Source organism: Acrocarpospora phusangensis, from assembly GCF_016862995.1.
GTDB lineage: Bacteria > Actinomycetota > Actinomycetes > Streptosporangiales > Streptosporangiaceae > Acrocarpospora > Acrocarpospora phusangensis.
Genome location: NZ_BOOA01000013.1, coordinates 39,493 through 59,113 on the forward strand (window position 1 = coordinate 39,493; position 19,621 = coordinate 59,113).

15 protein-coding genes are annotated in these 19,621 nt (G+C 72.1%); 7 read left to right on the forward strand and 8 right to left on the reverse strand.

Translation table 11 applies throughout. The features are described from left to right. Positions 1-10: 10 nt before the first annotated feature. From Aph01nite_RS10380 to Aph01nite_RS10390, 3 genes are read left to right on the forward strand one after another with little or no spacing between them, the layout of a single operon-like run. A complete protein-coding gene (locus tag Aph01nite_RS10380; RefSeq protein WP_239161556.1) occupies positions 11-1,102 on the forward strand; it encodes a toxic anion resistance protein in 1,092 nt (363 codons plus the stop codon). Then, a complete protein-coding gene (locus Aph01nite_RS10385; protein WP_204040585.1) occupies positions 1,099-2,610 on the forward strand; it encodes a VWA domain-containing protein in 1,512 nt (503 codons plus the stop codon). The genes Aph01nite_RS10380 and Aph01nite_RS10385 overlap by 4 nt, the downstream gene beginning before the upstream one ends. Further along, a complete protein-coding gene (locus Aph01nite_RS10390) occupies positions 2,597-3,190 on the forward strand; it encodes a hypothetical protein (RefSeq protein WP_204040586.1) in 594 nt (197 codons plus the stop codon). Before Aph01nite_RS10385 ends, Aph01nite_RS10390 begins: the two co-directional genes overlap by 14 nt. A gap of 7 nt (positions 3,191-3,197) precedes the next feature. Here the strand turns inward: Aph01nite_RS10390 and meaB are convergent, their stop codons facing one another. From meaB to Aph01nite_RS10420, 6 genes are all read right to left on the reverse strand, one after another. Then, positions 3,198-4,142: a methylmalonyl Co-A mutase-associated GTPase MeaB gene (gene meaB, locus Aph01nite_RS10395; protein WP_204040587.1), complete on the reverse strand. Its 945-nt coding sequence runs from the start codon at positions 4,140-4,142 to the stop codon at positions 3,198-3,200. Beyond that, on the reverse strand, positions 4,139-6,247 hold the full coding sequence (gene scpA, locus Aph01nite_RS10400; RefSeq protein ID WP_204040588.1) for a methylmalonyl-CoA mutase: 2,109 nt from the start codon (positions 6,245-6,247) through the stop codon (positions 4,139-4,141). The genes meaB and scpA overlap by 4 nt, the downstream gene beginning before the upstream one ends. Next, entirely contained in the window at positions 6,244-7,986 is a 1,743-nt protein-coding gene (locus Aph01nite_RS10405; RefSeq protein ID WP_204040589.1) for a methylmalonyl-CoA mutase subunit beta, read from the reverse strand. Before Aph01nite_RS10405 ends, scpA begins: the two co-directional genes overlap by 4 nt. A gap of 60 nt (positions 7,987-8,046) precedes the next feature. Next, a complete protein-coding gene (locus Aph01nite_RS10410) occupies positions 8,047-8,598 on the reverse strand; it encodes a peptidoglycan recognition protein family protein (RefSeq protein ID WP_239161557.1) in 552 nt (183 codons plus the stop codon). A gap of 300 nt (positions 8,599-8,898) precedes the next feature. Continuing rightward, positions 8,899-9,852, reverse strand: a complete 954-nt coding sequence (gene mtnA / locus Aph01nite_RS10415) for an S-methyl-5-thioribose-1-phosphate isomerase (RefSeq protein ID WP_204040591.1) — start codon at positions 9,850-9,852, stop codon at positions 8,899-8,901. 29 nt (positions 9,853-9,881) lie between these two features. Further along, positions 9,882-11,006 carry an amidase family protein gene (locus tag Aph01nite_RS10420; RefSeq protein ID WP_204040592.1) on the reverse strand — a complete coding sequence of 375 codons (1,125 nt, stop codon included), beginning with the start codon at positions 11,004-11,006 and terminating at the stop codon, positions 9,882-9,884. A 171-nt stretch (positions 11,007-11,177) separates the two neighbouring features. On the opposite strand from Aph01nite_RS10420, the gene Aph01nite_RS10425 reads away from it, so the two are divergent. After that, positions 11,178-12,293 carry a DUF5925 domain-containing protein gene (locus Aph01nite_RS10425; RefSeq protein ID WP_239161558.1) on the forward strand — a complete coding sequence of 372 codons (1,116 nt, stop codon included), beginning with the start codon at positions 11,178-11,180 and terminating at the stop codon, positions 12,291-12,293. Here the strand turns inward: Aph01nite_RS10425 and Aph01nite_RS10430 are convergent. Both Aph01nite_RS10430 and Aph01nite_RS10435 read right to left on the reverse strand, forming a co-directional pair. Beyond that, complete coding sequence (locus Aph01nite_RS10430; protein WP_204040593.1) at positions 12,231-13,328, reverse strand: lipase family protein; 1,098 nt, start codon at positions 13,326-13,328, stop codon at positions 12,231-12,233. The two genes, Aph01nite_RS10425 and Aph01nite_RS10430, sit on opposite strands and share 63 nt — an antisense overlap. 49 nt (positions 13,329-13,377) lie before the next feature. Further along, positions 13,378-14,871, reverse strand: a complete 1,494-nt coding sequence (locus tag Aph01nite_RS10435) for an Nramp family divalent metal transporter (RefSeq protein ID WP_204040594.1) — start codon at positions 14,869-14,871, stop codon at positions 13,378-13,380. Between the two features lie 138 nt (positions 14,872-15,009). Here Aph01nite_RS10435 and Aph01nite_RS10440 point away from each other — a divergent pair, with 138 nt between their 5' ends. The 3 genes from Aph01nite_RS10440 to Aph01nite_RS41285 all read left to right on the forward strand — a co-directional run bounded on the left by Aph01nite_RS10440 (position 15,010) and on the right by Aph01nite_RS41285 (position 19,534). After that, positions 15,010-16,287, forward strand: a complete 1,278-nt coding sequence (locus Aph01nite_RS10440; RefSeq protein WP_204040595.1) for a M20/M25/M40 family metallo-hydrolase — start codon at positions 15,010-15,012, stop codon at positions 16,285-16,287. A 27-nt stretch (positions 16,288-16,314) separates the two neighbouring features. Then, a complete protein-coding gene (locus Aph01nite_RS10445; RefSeq protein ID WP_204040596.1) occupies positions 16,315-16,791 on the forward strand; it encodes a hypothetical protein in 477 nt (158 codons plus the stop codon). Between the two features lie 520 nt (positions 16,792-17,311). Next, entirely contained in the window at positions 17,312-19,534 is a 2,223-nt protein-coding gene (locus tag Aph01nite_RS41285; protein WP_239161559.1) for an FxsB family cyclophane-forming radical SAM/SPASM peptide maturase, read from the forward strand. Positions 19,535-19,621 lie beyond the last annotated feature (87 nt).

Here is a 19,621-nt window from a genome sequence, read left to right on the forward strand (position 1 = left end):
GGATTCTCCGTTGGACTTAGTACTCACCCCGCCGGACCCGGTCCCGCCGGTGCCCGCCGAGAAGGCCGCCTCGATGTTGCCGATCTCGGCCGAGCGCGGCGCGGAACTGGCCGAGCGGGCCCGCGCGTTCGCCGCCGAGCTCGCCGGGATGGACCCGCGCGCGCCGGAGTTCACCCGCAAGGTGGCGGGCATCACCGCCATGGGCGACACCGAGATCCGCTCGTCCGCCCAGGTGGCCAACCGCATGCTCAAGCGCCCGGTGGTCAGCGCGGCGGGCCCGGTCCCCACGCAGCTGGTCGCCCTGCGCCGCACGATCGTGGACCTGGACCCGCGCCAGGCCACCGGAGCCCGCAAGTTCCTCGGGCTCATCCCCGCCGGCCTGCGCGACTACTTCGCGAAGTTCCACAGCGCGCAGAAGCACCTGGACGACATCGTCCGCGCCCTCAGGTCCGGCCAGGACGAACTGCTCAAGGACAACGCCGCGATCGAGGGCGAACGCCGTGTGCTCTGGGAGTCGATGCTGAAGCTCCAGGAGTACGCGACGCTGGCCGCCGCCCTGGACGCCGAGCTGGAGAACCACCTGCTCACCGCGGACGAGGAGCGCGCGGTGGCGATCCGCTCCGACGCCCTGTTCGGGGTCCGCCAGAAGCACCAGGACCTGCTCACCCAGCTGGCCGTCTCGGCGCAGGGCTATCTCGCCCTGGACCTGGTGCGCAAGAACAACCTGGAGCTCATCAAGGGCGTCGACCGGGCCACGACCACCACGGTGGCGGCCCTGCGCACGGCCGTCACGGTGGCGCAGGCGCTGGCCGGGCAGAAGCTGGTGCTGGACCAGATCAGCGCGCTCAACCAGACCACCTCGGACCTGATCGTGGCCACCAGCGAGCTGCTGCGCACCCAGGCGGCCGAGATCCAGACGCAGAGCGCGTCCACCACCGTCAACCTGGACTCGCTGCGGCGGGCGTTCGACAACATCTACGCCACCATCGACATGATCGACACGTTCCGCGCGCAGGCCACGGAGAACATGGCCACGACCATCGGCAGCCTGTCGGTGGAGCTGGAGCACGCGCAGACGTACTTGGCCAGGAGCGCGGAATGAGGCGTGTTCCGCTGGTCGCGCGGGTGGCGCTGGCCGGGGCGCTGGCGCTGACCGGGGCCGGGGCCTGCTCGGGCGGGGAGGAGCCGCTGCGGGTCCTGGCCGGGAGCGAGGTCAAGGACCTGGAGCCGCTGCTCAAGGAGTCGGGCCTGAACGTCGAGCTGACCTACACGGGCACGCTGGACGGCGCGGAGCAGGTCGCGAGCGGCGGCGCGGACGGCCGCTACGACGCGATCTGGTTCTCCTCCAACCGGTACCTGTCCCTCATCGACGGCGCGCGGGAGCGCCTGTCCACCCAGACCAAGGTCATGGTGTCGCCGGTGGTGCTCGGCCTGAAGCCGGCCAAGGCCGCCGAGCTCGGCTGGGACTCGGCTCCCCCGTCCTGGTCGGACATCGCCGCGGCGGCCACCGCGGGGCGCTTCACCTTCGGCATGACGAACCCGGCCTCCTCCAACAGCGGCTTCTCCGCCCTTGTCGGGGTGGCGGCGGCGCTGTCGGACGCCGGCGACGCGCTCAGCGCCGAGCAGATCCACGCGGTCACCCCGCAGCTGAAGGGCTTCTTCTCGGCGCAGCGGCTGACCTCGGGCTCCTCCGGCTGGCTCGCCGACGCGTACGCGCGCAGCCCCGGCGTGGACGGCCTGATCAACTACGAGTCGGTGCTGCGCGGCATGAACCTCACGCTCATCTACCCGAGCGACGGGGTGGTCTCCGCCGACTACCCGCTGACGCTGCTCGCCGCCTCCCCGAAGAAGGCCGAGTACGACCGGCTGGCCACCTGGCTGCGCTCCGGCGACGTCCAGCGGAAGATCATGACCACCACGTTCCGGCGGCCGATCGTGCCCGGCATCGGGTCCGAGAAGCCGGTGCTGGAGCTGCCGTTCCCGAACCGGCGATCGGCGGCGGACGAGCTGATCGGCGCGTACCTGAACGAGGTGCGGGTGCCCGCGCGGGCGAGGTTCGTGCTGGACACCTCGGGTTCGATGGAGGGCGAGCGGATCGACGCCCTGCGCCAGGCCCTGGTCACCCTGACCGGCGCGGACACCTCGGCCTCCGGCACCTTCTCCCGGTTCCGCAACCGCGAGCGGGTGACCATGATCCCGTTCAACGACACCCCGCGGCCGCCCAGCGCGTTCACGCTGCCCGAACGCGATCCGGAGCCGGCGCTGCGCGAGATCCGGTCCTTCGCGGAAGGGCTGCGGGCCGGCGGCGGCACCGCCATCTTCGACGCGCTCCGCACCGCCTACCAGGAGCCGGTGGAGCCCGGCCACTACACCTCGATCGTGCTGATGACCGACGGCGAGAACACCGACGGCTCCACCGCCGCGGACTTCGACGCCTTCTTCCGCGGCCTCCCGGAGGGCCAGCGCATGGTCCCCACCTTCGTCGTCCTGTTCGGCGACAGCGACGTGGAGGAGATGACCGCGATCGCGAACCTGACCGGCGGCGCGGTCTTCGACGCCCGGACCGGCTCGCTGGCCGCCGCCTTCAAGGAAATCCGTGGCTACCAGTAACCGGGTGCTGACCTACCTGGGCTCCACCAGGAACATCACCGGCTCGATCCTGGCGCTGATCGGCGTCGGCCTCGTCTTCGCGGGCGTCGCGGGCGCCTTCTGGCCGATCGTCGTCGCGGGCCTGTACGGCATCGGCGCCCTCCTGGCCCCCGCCGACCGCACCCGCGTGGTCCTCTCCCACGCCGAGGTGGAGACCACCGAGCTGCGCCGGGACCTGGAGGCGCTGCTGGCCGGCCTGCCCGGGGCGTACCCCGAGGACGTGCGGCGGCGGGCGCACGAGCTGGGCGGCCTGCTGCGGGAGGTGCTGGACCGGGCGGAGGTCCTCACCACCGCGCCCGACCAGCTGCACATCGTGTCCCAGACCATCCGCGACTACCTGCCGACGAGCCTCAACGCCTACCGCAACCTGCCGCCGTCCCGCCGCCCGGCGGCCCACGCGGAGCTGCTCGGCCAGCTGGACCTGCTCCGGGCCGGGCTGGCCAGGGTCGCCGACGCCGTCTACCAGGGCGACGAGCAGGCGCTGCGCGCGCAGAGCCGATTCCTCAGGGAACGCTTCGGCGGCTCGGAACTCGACCTCTGAGGCGCGCTCAGGAGTCGCCTGAGCGCATCCCGTAGAGCAGGTCGGCGGCCTGGGCGGGCGTCAGGGTGCCGTCCAGGACCTGGGACTCGATCCGGGGCGCGGCCTCGCGGGTACGGTCGCGCAGGTCGGCGAGGACGCGGTCGCGGACCATCTGCCAGGTCCAGTCGACGGCCTGGCGGCGGCGTCTGGCGTCCAGGTCGGTGTGTTCCTGGTGGCGCAGGACGCGGGCCCAGAGCTCGTCCAGGCCCGCGCCGGTGAGGGCGCTGCAGGTGAGGACCGGGGTGTCCGAGCGCAGCAGGCGCAGCGCGCCGCCCAGTTCGCGGGCCGCGCGCCGGGCGGACAGCTCGTGCTCGCCGTCGGCCTTGTTCACGGCGATCACGTCGGCCAGTTCGAGCACGCCCTTCTTGATGCCCTGGAGCTGGTCGCCGGTGCGGGCCAGGGTGAGCAGCAGGAAGGTGTCCACCATGTCGGCGACGGCGGTCTCGGACTGGCCGACGCCGACGGTCTCCACCAGGACCGTGTCGTAGCCGGCCGCCTCCACCACGACCATGGCCTCGCGGGTGGCCTGGGCCACGCCGCCGAGGGTGCCCGCCGTGGGGGACGGCCGGATGAACGCCCTCGGGTCGGCGGACAGGCGGGACATCCGGGTCTTGTCGCCCAGGATGCTGCCGCCGGAGCGGGTCGAGGACGGATCCACCGCGAGGACCGCGACCCGGTGGTCCCTGGCCGTGAGGCGGGTGCCGAGGGCCTCGATGAAGGTGGACTTGCCGACGCCGGGCACGCCGCTGACACCGACCCGGCGCGCCTTGCCCGCGTGCGGGCTCAGCTCGGCGAGCAGCTCCTGGGCGAGCCGCCGGTGGTCGGGCAGGGTGGACTCGACCAGGGTGATCGCGCGGGCGATGCCCCGGCGGGAGCCCGACAGCACGCCGTCCGCGTACTCCCCCGCGCTCATCGTTCCAGCTGACGCAGCAGATCGAGGGCGGCTTCCGAGACGACCGTGCCGGGCTGGAAGATGGCCGAGGCCCCCGCGGCGAGGAGCGCGGGCACGTCGCCGTCCGGGATGACGCCGCCGACCGCGATCATGATGTCGCCGGCGCCCAGCTCGTCCAGGGCTTGTTTGAGCGCCGGCACCAGGGTGAGGTGGCCGGCCGCGAGGGAGGAGACGCCGACGATGTGCACGTCCGCTTCGACCGCCTGCCTGGCCACCTCCTCCGGCGTCTGGAACAGCGGGCCGACGTCCACGTCGAAGCCCAGGTCGGCGAAGCCGGTGGCGATCACCTTCTGGCCGCGGTCGTGGCCGTCCTGCCCCATCTTCGCGACCAGGATGCGGGGGCGGCGGCCGTGCGCCCGCGCGAACTCCTCGCAGGCCGCCCGCACCCCGTCCACTCCGGAACCCACCTCGCTGCGGTAGACGCCGGTGATGGTGTGGATGCGGGCCTCGTGCCTGCCGAACACCTTCTCCAGCGCGTCGGAGATCTCCCCGACGGTGGCCTTCGCCCGCGCCGCCTCCACGGCCAGCGCGAGCAGGTTCTCCGACCCGGCGGCGCCCTTGCCCAGCGCTTCGAGCGCGGCCGCCACCTGCTCGGGCGAACGCTCCTCGCGCAGCCGGCGCAGCTTGGCCAGCTGCTGGTCGCGGACCGAGGTGTTGTCCACCTTGAGCACCTCGATCGGCTCGTCCGCGTCCGGCCGGTAGCGGTTGACGCCGATGACCGGCTGCCGCCCCGAGTCGATCCTGGCCTGGGTACGGGCCGCCGCCTCCTCGATGCGCAGCTTGGGCAGGCCCTTGTCGATGGCGCGGGCCATGCCGCCGGTCTCCTCCACCTCCCGGATGTGCGCCCAGGCGCGTTCGGCCAGTTCGGCGGTGAGCCGCTCCACGTAGTAGGAGCCGCCCCACGGGTCGATCACGCGGGTGGTGCCGGACTCCTGCTGGAGCAGCAGCTGGGTGTTGCGGGCGATCCTGGCCGAGAAGTCGGTGGGCAGGGCCAGCGCCTCGTCCAGCGCGTTGGTGTGCAGCGACTGGGTGTGCCCCTGGGTGGCGGCCATCGCCTCCACGCAGGTCCGTACGACGTTGTTGAAGACGTCCTGGGCGGTCAGCGACCAGCCGGAGGTCTGGGAGTGGGTGCGCAGCGACAGCGACTTCGGGTTCTTCGCGCCGAAGCCGCGGACCAGCTCGGCCCAGAGCAGCCGGGCGGCGCGCAGCTTGGCGACCTCCATGAAGAAGTTCATGCCGATGCACCAGAAGAACGACAGCCGGGGCGCGAACGCGTCCACGTCCATGCCCGCGCCGACGCCCGCCCGCAGGTACTCCACGCCGTCGGCCAGGGTGTAGGCCAGCTCCAGGTCGCAGGTGGCCCCGGCCTCCTGCATGTGGTAACCCGAGATGGAGATGGAGTTGAACTTGGGCATGCGCCCGGCCGTGTACGCGAAGATGTCGGAGATGATCCGCATCGACGGGCCCGGCGGGTAGATGTAGGTGTTGCGGACCATGAACTCCTTGAGGATGTCGTTCTGGATGGTCCCCTGCAGCTGCTCCGGCGCGACGCCCTGCTCCTCGGCGGCGACGATGAACAGCGCCAGCACCGGCAGCACCGCGCCGTTCATGGTCATCGAGACGGACATGCGGTCCAGCGGGATGCCGTCGAAGAGCTGGCGCATGTCGTAGATGGAGTCGATGGCCACGCCCGCCATGCCGACGTCGCCCGCGACCCTCGGGTGGTCGGAGTCGTAGCCGCGGTGGGTGGCCAGGTCGAAGGCGACCGACAGGCCCTTCTGCCCGGCGGCCAGGTTGCGGCGGTAGAAGGCGTTGGACTCCTCGGCGGTGGAGAACCCGGCGTACTGGCGGATCGTCCACGGCTGGTTGACGTACATGGTCGGGTACGGCCCGCGCAGGAACGGCGCCACACCCGGATAGGTCGGGAGGTAGCCGGGCAGGTCGTCGGTGTCGTAGAGGGGTTTCACGGCGATGCCCTCGGGGGTGTCCCAGGGTTCGGCGTCCACGGCCGGGATCTGGTCCTTCCCGATGCCGAGGCCGATGCCGGCGAAATCAGGAATGCTCATCGGCCGTCTCCCTCCGAGGTGTGCACGCGGATATCCAGGTCCGCGAACGTCGTTCTCAGCACGTCCAGGGCGTCGCCGCCGGCGCGGATGGTGCCGTCCACTCCGGGATATTCCCCCTTGCCCGCCAGCCAGACCCGGCGGGCCCCGGCGGCGCGGAGCGCGGCGGCCACGGTTTCGGCGTGCTCGCCGTACAGGCGGTCGCTGGAGCAGAGGCAGGCGACCGGGGTGCCGGCGTCGCGGAAGGCCTCGGCCATCGCGGCGGCGTCGGTGCCGGGGCCGCTGGTGACGGTGGCGATCCCGCCGGCGGCGAACAGGTTGGCCGCGAAGGAGGCCCGCGCGGTGTGCACGGCGACCGGGCCGATGGTGGCCAGGAAGACCGCCGGGCGGGTGGGCCGGGCGTCGGCGAGGTCGCGCAGCGCCTCGTACCCGGCGGCGTGCCTGACCAGGCCGGGCGAGGCGGGCAGCCCGGGGCCGGGCGCGCGGACGACCGGGCGCTCGGTCAGGTTGGGGAACTCGCTGACGCCGGTGATCGGGTGCTTCCTGCGGGCGATGTCCCGCGCCCTGGCCGTCCGGGTCTCCGCCAGCCGGGCGGGGATCAGCGTGTCGAGGGCGGCGGCGAACCCGCCGGCCCGCTCGATCTCCTGGAACCACGACCAGCCGCGTTCGGCCAGCGCGGCGGTGAGGTTCTCCACGTAGTAGGAGCCGCCCGCCGGGTCCAGGACCCTGGCCACCCCGGCCTCCTCGACCAGCAGGGACTGGGTGTTGCGGGCGATCCTGCGGGCGAAGCCGTCCGGCAGGCCGAGGGCGGCGTCGAACGGCTGCACGGTCACCGCGTCCGCGCCGCCGGTGCCCGCGCCGAAGCAGGCCAGCGTGGTGCGGAGCATGTTCACCCACGGGTCGCGGGCGGTCATCATCGCCGAGGAGGTCACCGCGTGCTGCCGCTGCGTGGCGGCGGGCACCCCGCACACCTCGGCCACGCGGGCCCACAGGCGGCGGGCGGCCCGCAGCTTGGCGATGGTCAGGAACTGGTCGGCGGTGGCCGCGTAGCGGAACTCCAGATGCCCGAACGCCTGCTCGGCGGAGACCCCGGCGTCGGTGAGCGCCCGCAGCGCCGCCACCCCGGCCGCGATCGAGCAGCCCAGCTCGGCCGCCTCCCCGCCCCCCGCGTCGTGGTACGGCAACGCGTCCACGGTCACCGCCAGCACGGCCGGCTGCTCGGCGGCGCAGCGGTGCACCAGGCCGGCCAGGCCCGGGTGGAGTGGGGACGCGCCCAGGTTGCCGCCCGCCAGGGCGGTGCCGGACGCCAGCTCCAGGAAGATCCGGGCCGCCTCCTCGGTGCGCGGTCCGGCGTCCAGCACGACCGGCGCGAGGTCGAGGAAGACCCCGTCCAGCACGGCCGGCAGGTCGGCGGGGGCGAGCGAGGTCAGGTCCAGCCAGAGGGAGGTGACGCCGTTCTCCAGGTCGGCCTGGATCGCGTCCCTGGTCGCCGCCGGGTCCGGGTCGGCGTGGCGCTGCCGTACGTCCCAGCCGGCCTCGGGCGGCAGCACGCGGGGCGCGGCCGGGAGCCGGTCGTAGAGGGGGGCGATCCCGATCCCGTCGTCGGTGGCGGAGGACAGCGCGGCCTCCGGATCATCGCCCTCGTAGCCGGATCTGCGCAGCACGCCGAGAGCGAGTTCGCGCCACCGTTCCCGCGATCCCGGCGGGAACCCGGCGGCGAGGTCCAGAGGAGACACCGTCATGAACCGGATGCTAAGCCGAATCGGGCCCTTATTCCGCCAACGGGTGTCCGTTTCGGCGCGTCACGGCTTCGCCTTGAACGAGGCGTCCCAGGTCAGGCGGCCCACGATGCCGTCGTCAGGAAGATCGACTCTTCTCTGGAAGGTCTTGCAGACGTCCCGGGAACGCTGGCCGTACGCGCCGTCGGCGTCGAGTTCGAAGCCGATGCGCTTCATCTGGGTCTGCCAGGTCCTGACGTCGTCGCCGCGCATCACCGGCGGGAAGCGCAGCAGCCGTCCCGGCCAGCGCGGCGCGCCCGGTTCCACCGGCGGGTCGCCGCCGCCGGGACGCGGCGCGCCCCGCTGGACCCAGGCGTAGAGCGGTCCACCCGGGCAGTCGGTGGAGTAGCCGTCCCGGTGCCCCTTGATCTCCCGGCCCGCGCCGCCCTCGGCCCGCAGGTACTCGATGGCGTCCAGGATGCCGTGCAGGATCGCGTCGGTGGGCTCCACCAGGCCGGCGTTGCCGACCAGGCCGAGCACGGCGTAGTGGCCGGCGTTGAGGCCGGCGCCGTTGGCCGCGGGCACGTGTCTCGGGCCGCGTCCGGTGAAGACCTTGCGATGAGGACAGACCACCATCGAATAGCCGATATCAATCCAGCCATTCCCATCCATGTGGAAATTCTGAATTGATTTCACCATTGCCACGCATTTCGCGTGATCATTGACGATGGCCGGATCGACGCGCCCGCCCGTGTAGTGCACTTTGACGCCGCGGGTCGAACTGAGCGGCGAATAGGACCCCTTCGGGGCACGCGCGCCCCAGGCGGTGCGGGTCACGAGGTCGATGGCCACGAAGATCTCCTGTATGTCGTACTGATTCGCGAGCCTATTGCGGAACGGTCTAGCGCATTGCCCGATTGCCCGAATCCGCATGGACTATGTGCGATCGGGCCTCTCGCCGCGATCCACGCGTATCACCCGGCTCTCGGTGACGATGGCGGTGATGAGGTCGGCGGGGGTGACGTCGAAGGCCGGGTTGAGCGCCTCGGTGCCCTCGGGCGCCAGCCGTACGCCGCCGACGGAGACGACCTCGGCGGCGCCGCGGTCCTCGATGTGGATGGCGTCCCCGTCGGGGGTGGCCAGGTCGATGGTGTTCTCGGGGGCGATGACCAGGAAGGGCACACCGGCGCGGCGGGCCCCGAGGGCCAGGGCGTACGAGCCGATCTTGTTGGCGGTGTCGCCGTTGGCGGCGATCCGGTCGGCGCCGATGAGCACGGCGTCGGCGGCGCCCCTGGCCAGCAGGAACGGCCCGGCGGAGTCCACGATCAGGCGGTGCGGCGCGCCCATCCTGGCCAGTTCCCAGGCGGTCAGCCTGGCGCCCTGCAGCAGCGGCCTGGTCTCCAGGGCGATGGCCTCGCGGAGCGCGCCGCGCTCGTGCATGGTCTGGATGACGCCGAGGGCGGTGCCGCGTTCCACGGTGGCCAGCCCGCCGGTGTTGCAGACCGTCATCACCCGGGTGGCGCCGCGCTCGGCCAGCAGGTCCGCGCCGCGCGCGCCCATGGCGAGGCAGGCGGCGACGTCCTCGTCCCTGATCTCCAGCGCGCGGGCCAGCGGGTCGGGGCTGGCCGCGGCCTGGTCGACGCCCCAGGCCAGGTTGACGGCCGTGGGCCTGGCCGACCTGAGGGGCCCGATCGGCTCGCCCGTACGCGCCGCGAGCGCGACCCCGAGCGCGCCGGCCACCCCGAGCGCGGGCGCGCCGCGGACCGCCAGCCGTTTGATGGCGTCGATCAGGTCCGCCACCGTGGTGACGCGGAGGTAGGCCAGCTCGCCCGGCAGCCGGGTCTGGTCGACGAGCACGATCGCGCCGTCCACCCAGTCAATCGTCCTCATAACGGGCCAGCCTAGACACACCCGTCCGTCTACAGGCGAGCCGCCAGGTCGAACAGCACCTCGTCGTGGCCGCGGGCGGTCATCAGGCAGAGGCCGATCGGGCGGCCGTCGAGCAGCCCCGCGGGCAGGCTGAGGGCCGGGCCGCCGGACAGCGGCGCCAGGCAGGTCAGCCGGAGCGTGCTCAGCCGCCGGTCCTCGGGACGCCCGATCGCCGGGGCCGCGCCGGGCGCGGCGGGCAGCACGAGCACGCCGCCGCCGTCCAGCAGCACCCTGATCCGGTCGGCGGCCTCGCCGAGGGCCTTGCGGGCCAGGGTGACCTCCTCGCGGGTGAGTCCCTCCGCGCGCCGGAACCGCGCGGCCACGCCGGGCCCGAAGCCGGGCCGCTCCCGGGTGATCCACTCGCCGTGGCACTCCCAGGCCTGGGCCGCCTGCGCGATCGCGAACGCGTCGGTGACGTCGTGGCCGAGCGGGGTGCGGTGCACCGGCAGGCCCAGCCGGGCGATCGCGGCGGCCAGCGCCGCGCCGACCCGGGGCGACTGCTCGGCCCACAGGTCGGGAGGCACGCAGAGCCGGGTGGCGGGCGTGTTCTGGCCCGTCCCGTCGAGCAGGGCCCCGGCCGCCGTGCGGAGCAGGCCGAGGTCGCGGGTGAGCAGGCCGGGCACGTCGAACTCGGGGGCGAGGGGGACCATGCCGTCGCGCGGGGCGCGGGCGTGGGTGGGGCGGAAGCCGTACAGGCCGGTGTAGGAGGCGGGGACGCGGATGGAGCCGGCCGTGTCGGTGCCGAGCCCGAGGTCGGCCAGCCCGGCGGCCACGGCCGCCGCGGATCCGCTGGAGGAGCCGCCGCAGACGTGCCCGGGCGCGGCCGGATTCTCGGGGATGCCGTAGTGCTGATTGGTCCCGCCCAGGCTGTAGGCGAACTCGTCGGTGTGCGTCTTCCCGGCCAGTACGGCTCCCGCCGCCCGCAGCCGCGCCACCGCGCCCGCGTCGCCGGTGGCCGCCCCGTGCGTCTCCAGCCACCGGGGATGCCCGGCGCCCGTCGGCGTGCCCGCGACGTCGAAGACGTCCTTGACGGCCAGCCTCACCCCGGCGAGCGGCCCGGAACCTCCGGGCGTTTCCGGCGGCGTTCCCCACAGCACGAACGGATCGATCCCCACTTATCCTCCAAAAGTGGCCAGGTCGACGTTCCGGTTACGGCTACGCCCCACTTCCTATGCCAGCCCAATTTCACGTCCGGTATGCCAGAGTTTCGAGGAGGTTACAGGTGGCCACGGCATTAGGGGGAAAATGCGTCGACAATCATCGCCCCAGGTGAGGATCATGAGCATATGAGCAATGTGGTTAAGGAGGTTCAGTTCTCCCCGCAGCCCGAGCCGCTGGCGATGAAAGTCTGGATCGACGACAGCGACACCCCCAGCGACGTCATCGACGCCCTGGCCCTCTCCCCGTTCGCCACCGGGGAGCAGCCGTGGTCGCGCACGGTGACGCTGGACCGGGTGCGCCCGGACGCGCCGCTGGCGCCCTCGCGCGGCAGGCTGCTGCGTTCGGCCAGCACGGTGGACGGCCCCGACTCCCGCCTGTACGCCGGCGACGGCTGGACGCTGCGCGTGGTGCGGTACACCAACCAGTCGGTCGCCGTCGGGGTGTCCGCGATCAGCGAGGAGCTGGCCGCCGCGATCATGGACGAGGTGGTCAAGGACGCCGAGGAGGAGGCCCCGCAGGACGCGGACGTGGTCTCCATGGGCTTCTGGTGGATGGGCCAGCAGGGCCGCCGCCGGTCCGGCAAGAAGATCACGACCTCGCCCTGGGAGGCGGTGCGGGCCAACTATCCGCGCGCCGCCGCCGACCGGCTGGACCGGGTCATGGCCGTCCGCCCCGGCGACGTGAACGGCCGCCTCCTGCTGCTGCACGGCCCGCCCGGCACGGGCAAGACGACGCTGCTGCGCACACTCGCCCGGGAGTGGGCCGGCTGGTGCCAGGTCGACTGCGTGCTGGACCCGGAGCGGCTGTTCGGCGACCCCGGCTACCTCATGGAGGTCGCGATCGGCTGCGAGTGCCCGGACCACGGCGAGGGCAAGTGGCGGCTGCTCGTGCTGGAGGACTGCGACGAGCTGATCCACGCCGAGGCCAAGGCCTCCACCGGGCAGGGCCTGTCCCGGCTGCTCAACCTCACCGACGGCCTGCTCGGCCAGGGCAGGGACGTGCTCGTGGCCATCACCACCAACGAGGACCTGGCCCGCCTGCACCCGGCCGTGGTCCGGCCGGGACGCTGCCTGGCGCAGATCGAGGTGGGACGGATGGACACCGAGCAGGCGGCGGCCTGGCTGGGCACCACCGACGGCATCGGCCCTGGCGGGGCCACGCTGGCGGAGCTGTTCGCGCTACGTTCTGGCCGCCTGCCCGCCGAGCCTGAGCCGGTCGCCGGCATCGGCCTCTACCTCTGACAGGTACGCAACGACCTCGGGGACCTGGGCGAGACTCAGGTCTCCGTCGTCGCGTACTTTCCCGACCTGCTCGCGTTCCAGGACCCGCCGCCACGGGAAGCCGGGCAGGGCGGACCCGGCCAGGTAGACGTTGCCGAACGCGAGCGCGGGGACGGCGGCGAGGGCACGGCCGAGCACACCGGCGCCGCGCCCGAGGCCGGCGAAGTGGATCGCGCCGTGCCGGTGGCGGGCGTAGACCTGGCCGTACTCGTCCAGGAACCCGTGCGCGGGCACGGCCCGCACGTCGGCGCGCCCGGCCAGGGCGCGCCGCAGCGCCTGCCAGTTCCGGTCGCGGGAGCGGGTCAGGAAGACGACCGTGCGGGGCTCGACGCCGAGGATCGGCGTGGTCGGGAGACCCGGCCCGGCGACGGCCGCCCAGATCAGCCGGTGGTGATCCCGCAGCGAGTGGTGGTCCGCGCCGGGCACCGTGACGTGCCGCGCGTTCGCGAACTGCTCCACGTCCAGGCTGTCGTCCCGGGTGACCAGGGTGTCCCCGGTGCCGAGCAGCTGCACGACCCGCGGCGGGAGCACCGTCCGGTCGAAGTGGTCCAGCCAGCGCACCCGCAGATCCGTCAGGTACGGCGCGCCGCGCCGCAGATCCGCCATCGCCCGCCCGGTGAGCGCCAGCCGCCGCGCGTCCACCCCCCGGTTCGGGGCGGCCAGCAGCACGATCCGGCTCACCCGCCCGGCCCACGCCTTCGTCTCCCTGCTGTCCTCGTCCCCGCGCGCGATCAGGTACGCGTGCCGGACCAGCAGCCCGCCCACGCTGTGCCCGACCAGGACGACCCGCCCGAGCCCGCCCATCTCCCACCAGATCCTGGCGATCCACGAGCTCAGCTCCCTGGCGAGCTCCCCGGCGGAACGCCGGTCCCACGGCCGGACGCGTACGGGCGACACCTCGGCCCGCCACGACTCCCCCAGGTCCGCGGCCAGCCGGCGCAGCGGGGCGGGGTCGCCGTCCAGGCCGGGGACGTACACGAGCAGGTTGACTCCCATGCCGGCAGCCTGTCCCGGACGGGCTGCCGGCACATGAGTACACCCCTACCTAAAACGTGACGAGCGGATCGCCCACGAAGTCGGCGATGAAGTTGACGAAGAAGAAGCCGAAGAACAGGAAGTTGAGCACCAGGACCGCGTAGTGCCACGGGCGCGGCCGGGCCGCCTTCGGCAGCCTGCTGTTGAGGTACATCAGCAGGAACGGGTAGATGAGCGCGCCGAGGTTGGACATGTTGGCCGACCACTGCACCAGGCTGACCGGCAGCGCCAGGTGCAGCACCACCGCGATGATCACGAGCAGGACCAGCATGAACGGGTAGTAGAAGCGGCGCGGGTCGCCCTCGATGAGGGCGCGCAGGCGGGGGCTGGTGGCGTGGGCGGCGTCGGTGGTGACCCGGACCATGGCCTCGAAGATGCCCAGCTGGGTGGAGAACAGGATGAGCACGCCGAGGATCAGCATCAGGTAGAACATGCCCCGGCCGTACTCGTCGCCGAGGGCGGCGGCCACGAAGGTGGGCACGTTCGCCGTCGTCGGGCGGTCCCCGGACATCTCCACCGCGCGGGCCATCAGCATGGTGGGCAGCAGCATGCCCAGGATGGCGCCGACGAAGAAGACGCCCCACATGTCGGTCAGGAGCAGCCGGTACCAGCGCTTCCAGAGCCGCTGGTTCTTCTCGTCGTCGGGGAAGGTGAAGCCGCTGGCCAGCAACTCGGTACGCGCGCCGCGCAGGCCGGAGATGAAGCCGGTGCGGTAGCCCATGCCGTAGCCCTTGTCCCGGTAGTGGCCCATCACGTACCAGTTCAGGCCGGAGGCGAGCGCGGTGAAGCCGGCCAGCGCTCCGAGCTGGGTGGCCGAGATGCCGGCGGGCGGCGCGGCCGGGGTGACGAAGCCGCGGATGGCCTCCCACCACTGGCTGAACGGGACCACGAACAGGTCGATGATCAGCAGCCCCGCCAGGATGGCGCTGATCATGACCCAGTTGGCGAGCTCCAGGGCGCGGCTGACCCGGCGGGCGGCGGCGGTGATCAGGAAGACCAGGAGCAGCAGGGCGATCGCCCACAGCCTCGGCTCCTCGGCCCCGGCGGGGGGCACCTCGCCGTGGACCAGCGCGTACACGCCCTGGCCCGCGGAGGCGGCCCAGCCGCCCGCGATGAAGGCGAAGATGACGACGAAGACCGAGAGGGGCACCCAGAGCAGGTAGCCGGGCGGGACGCGGCCCCAGCCGACCACCGGGGCCTCGCCGGTGGCCATGATGTAGCGCGAGATCTCGACGTTGTAGAAGGTCTGCAGCACGGCCGAGATGGTGATCACCCAGCCGACGCCGATGAAGCCGTACTGGCCGACGGCCTGCGGGCCGAGCAGCCACTCGCCGCTGCCGATGGAGATGCCCAGGGCGATCAGGCTGGGGCCGATGGCGAACTTGACCAGCTCCTTCGGCCCGATCCTGGAGACCTTGAACACTTCCTCGGGGGACGGGAGGTCGGTGACGGAGAGATCCGGGCGGCTGACGCCGAGCGGACGGGTCGAGGAGACTTCGGTCATGGGGCGCCTTCCTCTCGCGCGGCCCCCGAGGTCAACTTCGAGCCTTACTCCGACTTCTCACACGGGCAAGGCCCTATTTGTTAGGTTCCTTCCGCCGCCCTGGCACGGCCACCCCCGCGGACCGGGGAAAATGGCACGGTGAGCGACTCCACGACCGAGGCAGCCGAGATCTGCTCGCGGCTGCTCCGCATCGACAGCACCAATCCCGGCCCCGGTGAGCGCACGGCCGCGGAGTATGTGGCGGGCCTGCTCGCGGAGGCGGGCGTGGAACCGGTCATGGTCGAGTCGGCGCCGCGCCGTACCAGCGTGATCGCTCGCGTTCCCGGGGACTCTCCCGACGCGCTGCTCATCCACGGTCACCTGGACGTGGTGCCCGCCGACCCCGCCGAGTGGAAGCTGCACCCGCTCTCCGGCGAGATCGCCGACGGCTGCGTGCACGGCCGCGGGGCGGTCGACATGAAGGGCAGCCTGGCCATGACCCTGGCCCTGGTCCGCGACCTGGCCCGCCGCGGCGTGCGCCCCCGCCGCGACCTGGTCCTGGCCTTCCTCGCCGACGAGGAGTCCACCGGGGAGTACGGCTCCCGCTACGCCGCCGAGCGGCACCGCGACCTCTTCGACGGCTGCACCGAGGCGATCAGCGAGTCCGGCGGCTTCACCGTCACCGCGGACGGCGCCAGGATCTACCCCGTGGCCGTCGCCGAGCGCGGCACCGCGTGGATGCGGGTCACCGCCCGCGGCGTACCCGGCCACGGCTCCAAGCCGCCCGTCGACAACCCGGTCGCCGAACTGGCCCGCGCCCTGGCCCGGCTGGCCGACCACACCTGGCCCGTGCGGCTCACGCCGGCCGTCGCCGCCCTGATCAGGGGCATCGGCCAGGCGCTCGGCACGAGCATCGACCTGGGCGACCTGGACGCCGAGCTGAAGCGCCTGCCGCCCACGGCCGCGGCCCTGTTCAAGGGCGTCATCCGCAACTCGGTCAACCCGACCATGGTCAACGCCGGCTACAAGGTGAACGTGATCCCCGGCACCGCCGAGGCCACCCTGGACGGGCGTTTCCTGCCGGGCACCCACGAGGACTTCCTGGCCACCGTCGACCGCCTGCTCGGTCCCAAGATCACCCGGGAGTTCGTCAACTTCGAGGAGGCGCCCTCCGCCCCCGCGCACGGCCTCTTCGACGACCTCTGCGCGGCCCTGCGCCGGGAGGACCCGTCCGCCCGCCCGGTCCCGTACGTCATGACCGGCGGCACCGACGCCAAGTCCTTCGCCCGCATCGGCATCCCCAGCTACGGCTTCGCGCCCCTGCTGCTGCCGCCGGACCTGGACTATTTCACCATGTTCCACGGAATCGACGAACGTGTGCCCGTTTCGGGCCTCGACTTCGGCGTCCGCGTGCTCAACCATCTCGTTGGCGGGTAACACAGGCCCACGCACAAGGCGGAGACGATGCGGGTAGCCGTGACCGGTCACCGGGATCTCAGCCCGGGGACCGCCGACCTGGTCCGTACGGCGCTGGAAGGCCTGCTCGTCCCGCACGGCGCGGAGGTGGTGGGCGTCTGCTGCCTGGCCCCGGGGGCCGACCAGATCTTCGCCGAGACGGTCCTGCGCCTGGGCGGCCGGCTGGAGGCCATCGTCCCGGCCCGCGCGTACGGCTCCGCCCTGCCGCCGCCCGACCGGGAGCGTTTCGAGGGGTTGCTGGACCGGGCCGACCCGGTGCGCCGCCTGTCCCACGAGGAGCCGACGCCGGCCGTCTTCGCGGCGGCCAACGAGGTGATGCTGGCGGACGCCGACGTGCTGGTGGCGGTCTGGGACGGCGGGCCCTCGCGCGGCGTGGGCGGGACGGCGGAGGTCGTGGACGCGGCGCGGCGCCGGCGCATCCGGGTGGAGATTCTCTGGCCGGAAGGCGCCGAGCGCCTCAGCTGATAAGACAAATGGCGCACGATCCGACATATAGCCAAATCGCCACTTTCGGAACGTTAGTCCCGTTCTTCTTTGAAACCTTACTGTGTGGTTACGTTTACGATAGTATATCGATACCCAGTTATCTCGGTTTGATCACAGATAAGAATTTTGCTCGCACTGCGTGTACGCTTTGTCACCTCTTGAGAGCAGGGCTTAAAAAATCAAACCGAGGGACACGTCACTTCCCGCAACAAGGCAATGGCGAAGCGTTAGGCTGCAGGGTGCTGGATGGCACCTGCGCTCGAGCGCTTCTTAGCGCCGTAAGCGGCCTAACTTCGGAAATGGATAAAATGATCACCAAGGCAGAAACGCCGAACCTCGCCTCAGCCGTCATGGATGTTCATGACTTTTCGCTTGAGGAGCTCACGACCCAGGGTTCGCACCGCTCGTCCCTGGCCAGAATCGTGCCGATGGCGTCGGACAACCCCAGAGTCGCCGTAGCCGCCTTCCAGTCGTCTCTATAGCACTGGATCGGGGCGACGTGAGTGGGATTATCCTGCCGTTCGATCAGTTTGTCCTGAAAATTCATAGCCGTTGTGATCTCGCTTGCGACCACTGCTATGTCTACGAGCACGCTGACCAGAGCTGGCGCGGCCGCCCCAAAGCCATGTCCGTCGAAACGGCGGCATTAGCCGCCGAGCGCATCGCCGAGCACGTCGAAGAGCACGACGTGAAAAATATTCACGTCGTGCTCCACGGGGGCGAGCCATTGCTGGCCGGTCACGACCTGCTGGCCGACATCATCCGCGTGCTCCGGGAACGCCTCGACGGAATCTGCCATCTTGATCTTCGAATCCATACCAACGGCGTCACCCTCGACAGCAGGTTCTGCGACCTTTTCGCCAAAAATCAGATTAAAGTCGGAATTTCCCTGGACGGCGACCGGATCGCGAACGACCGGCACCGGTTGTACGCGAACGGCCGCTCCAGCTACGACCAGGTGATCAAGGCGATCGCCCTGCTCCGCGCCCGCCCGGAGATCTACGCGGGCCTGCTCTGCACCATCGACGTCGCCAACGATCCGATCGCCGTCTACGAAGCCCTCGTCGCCCTCCAGCCGCCCCGGGTCGACTTCCTGCTCCCGCACGCCACCTGGGACGAGCCGCCGCCGCGCCCGTCCGCCACCGCCTACGCCGACTGGCTGATCACGATCTTCGACCGCTGGCAGGCGGACGGCCGCCCGGTCCCGGTGCGCCTCTTCGAGTCGGTGATCAACACCGTCCAGGGCCGCGGCAGCCTCAGCGAGGCCATCGGCCTGGAGCCCACCACCCTCGTCGTGATCGAGACCGACGGCGGCTACGAGCAGGTCGACTCGCTCAAGGTGGCCTTCGACGGCGCCCCGGCCACCGGCTTCGACCTGGCCGGGCACTCGCTCAACGAGGTGGCAGGGCACCCCGGCGTGCGGGCCCGCCAGCGCGGCCTGGACGGGCTCTCCGCCACCTGCCGGGCCTGCCCGGTGGTCCGCAGCTGCGGCGGCGGGCTCTACCCGCACCGGTTCCGGGACGGCTCCTTCGACAACCCGAGCGTCTTCTGCGCCGACCTGCTCGCCCTCATCTCACATATCCGGGACAACACCGCGATGATCAACCCGGCGAACAACCACGGCATGCCCGCCGCGACCTACGACGCCCTGGCCTCCGGGTTCGGGGACGGCGGCGACATCGAGACGCTGGCCCGGTCGCAGTCGAGCCTCCAGCGCATGATCGTCGCGTCGCTGCCGGACCGGCCGCCCGCGGCCTGGGACCTGCTCGTGGCGCTCGACCGCGACCACCGCGCCACCCTGCTCACGGTGCTGGCCCATCCGTACGTGCGGGTCTGGGCGGCCACGCGGGCCCACGCCGGTCCCGGCTACCTGGCCAACATCGCCGCCGCGGCGGCGTACCGGGCGGGGCTCTCCGTGCGGGTGCCGGTGGCGGTGACCGGCGGCTCGGTGCACCTGCCCACCGTAGGCACGTTCGACGAGGTGCCGGGCGACACCGCCACGCTGGTCGTCGAGGCGGGCTCCGCCTGGATCGACGGGCCCGCGACCGCGCTGATCGGGACCCGCCGCCTCCGCTCCGGGGACTTCTCCGTCCTGCTGGAGGACCGCGACCCGAACCGCGACTGCCACCAGTGGCCGGCCGCCGCCACGCTCGGCAAGGCCGACGCCGACGCCTGGCAGGAGTGCTTCGACCCCGCCTGGCGGCTCATCGAGTCCGACTACCCCGCGTACGCGGAAGGGCTGCGCGCGGGGCTGTCCACGATCATGCCGCTCGCCCCCGCGCCCGCGGGCAAGGACGTGTCCTCCACGGCCAGGCACGCGTTCGGCGCCGTCGCCGCCGCCCTGCCCGCCGACCCGGCCACCCTGGCGCTGCTGCTCATCCACGAGTTCCAGCACGTCAAGCTGGGCGCCCTGCTCGACCTCTTCGACCTGTACGACGAGTCGGACACCACGCTCTATCACGCCCCCTGGCGCCAGGACCCGCGACCGCTCGAAGGGCTGCTGCAGGGCACGTACGCGCACATCGCGGTCAGCGATTTCTGGCGGGTGCGTCGCGACCGCGTCACCGGGCCGGAGCAGGTGAGGGCGCGGGAGCAGTACACGCTCTGGCGCGGCCACACCGAGGGGGCCATCGAGACGCTGTCCGCCTCGGGCCGGCTCACGGTCTTCGGCGACCGGGCCGTCGCCCGCATGCGGCGGACCGTCCAGGGCTGGGAGAGCTGACCCGCCCGCGACATCTTTCCCACGCGTATCCCTATCGCCGCGCCGAATATCGGTATTCGGCCCGCCCACCCGTACGGGCCTCTCGTC

Coding starts and splice junctions, on each gene's coding strand:
- Aph01nite_RS10385 (WP_204040585.1), top strand. CDS start 1,099: ATGAGGCGTGTTCCGCTGGTCGCGCGGGTGGCGCTGGCCGGGGCGCTG.
- meaB (WP_204040587.1), bottom strand. CDS start 4,142: ATGAGCGCGGGGGAGTACGCGGACGGCGTGCTGTCGGGCTCCCGCCGG.
- scpA (WP_204040588.1), bottom strand. CDS start 6,247: ATGAGCATTCCTGATTTCGCCGGCATCGGCCTCGGCATCGGGAAGGAC.
- Aph01nite_RS10405 (WP_204040589.1), bottom strand. CDS start 7,986: ATGACGGTGTCTCCTCTGGACCTCGCCGCCGGGTTCCCGCCGGGATCG.
- Aph01nite_RS10410 (WP_239161557.1), bottom strand. CDS start 8,598: ATGGTGGTCTGTCCTCATCGCAAGGTCTTCACCGGACGCGGCCCGAGA.
- mtnA (WP_204040591.1), bottom strand. CDS start 9,852: ATGAGGACGATTGACTGGGTGGACGGCGCGATCGTGCTCGTCGACCAG.
- Aph01nite_RS10425 (WP_239161558.1), top strand. CDS start 11,178: ATGAGCAATGTGGTTAAGGAGGTTCAGTTCTCCCCGCAGCCCGAGCCG.
- Aph01nite_RS10430 (WP_204040593.1), bottom strand. CDS start 13,328: ATGGGAGTCAACCTGCTCGTGTACGTCCCCGGCCTGGACGGCGACCCC.
- Aph01nite_RS10435 (WP_204040594.1), bottom strand. CDS start 14,871: ATGACCGAAGTCTCCTCGACCCGTCCGCTCGGCGTCAGCCGCCCGGAT.
- Aph01nite_RS10445 (WP_204040596.1), top strand. CDS start 16,315: ATGCGGGTAGCCGTGACCGGTCACCGGGATCTCAGCCCGGGGACCGCC.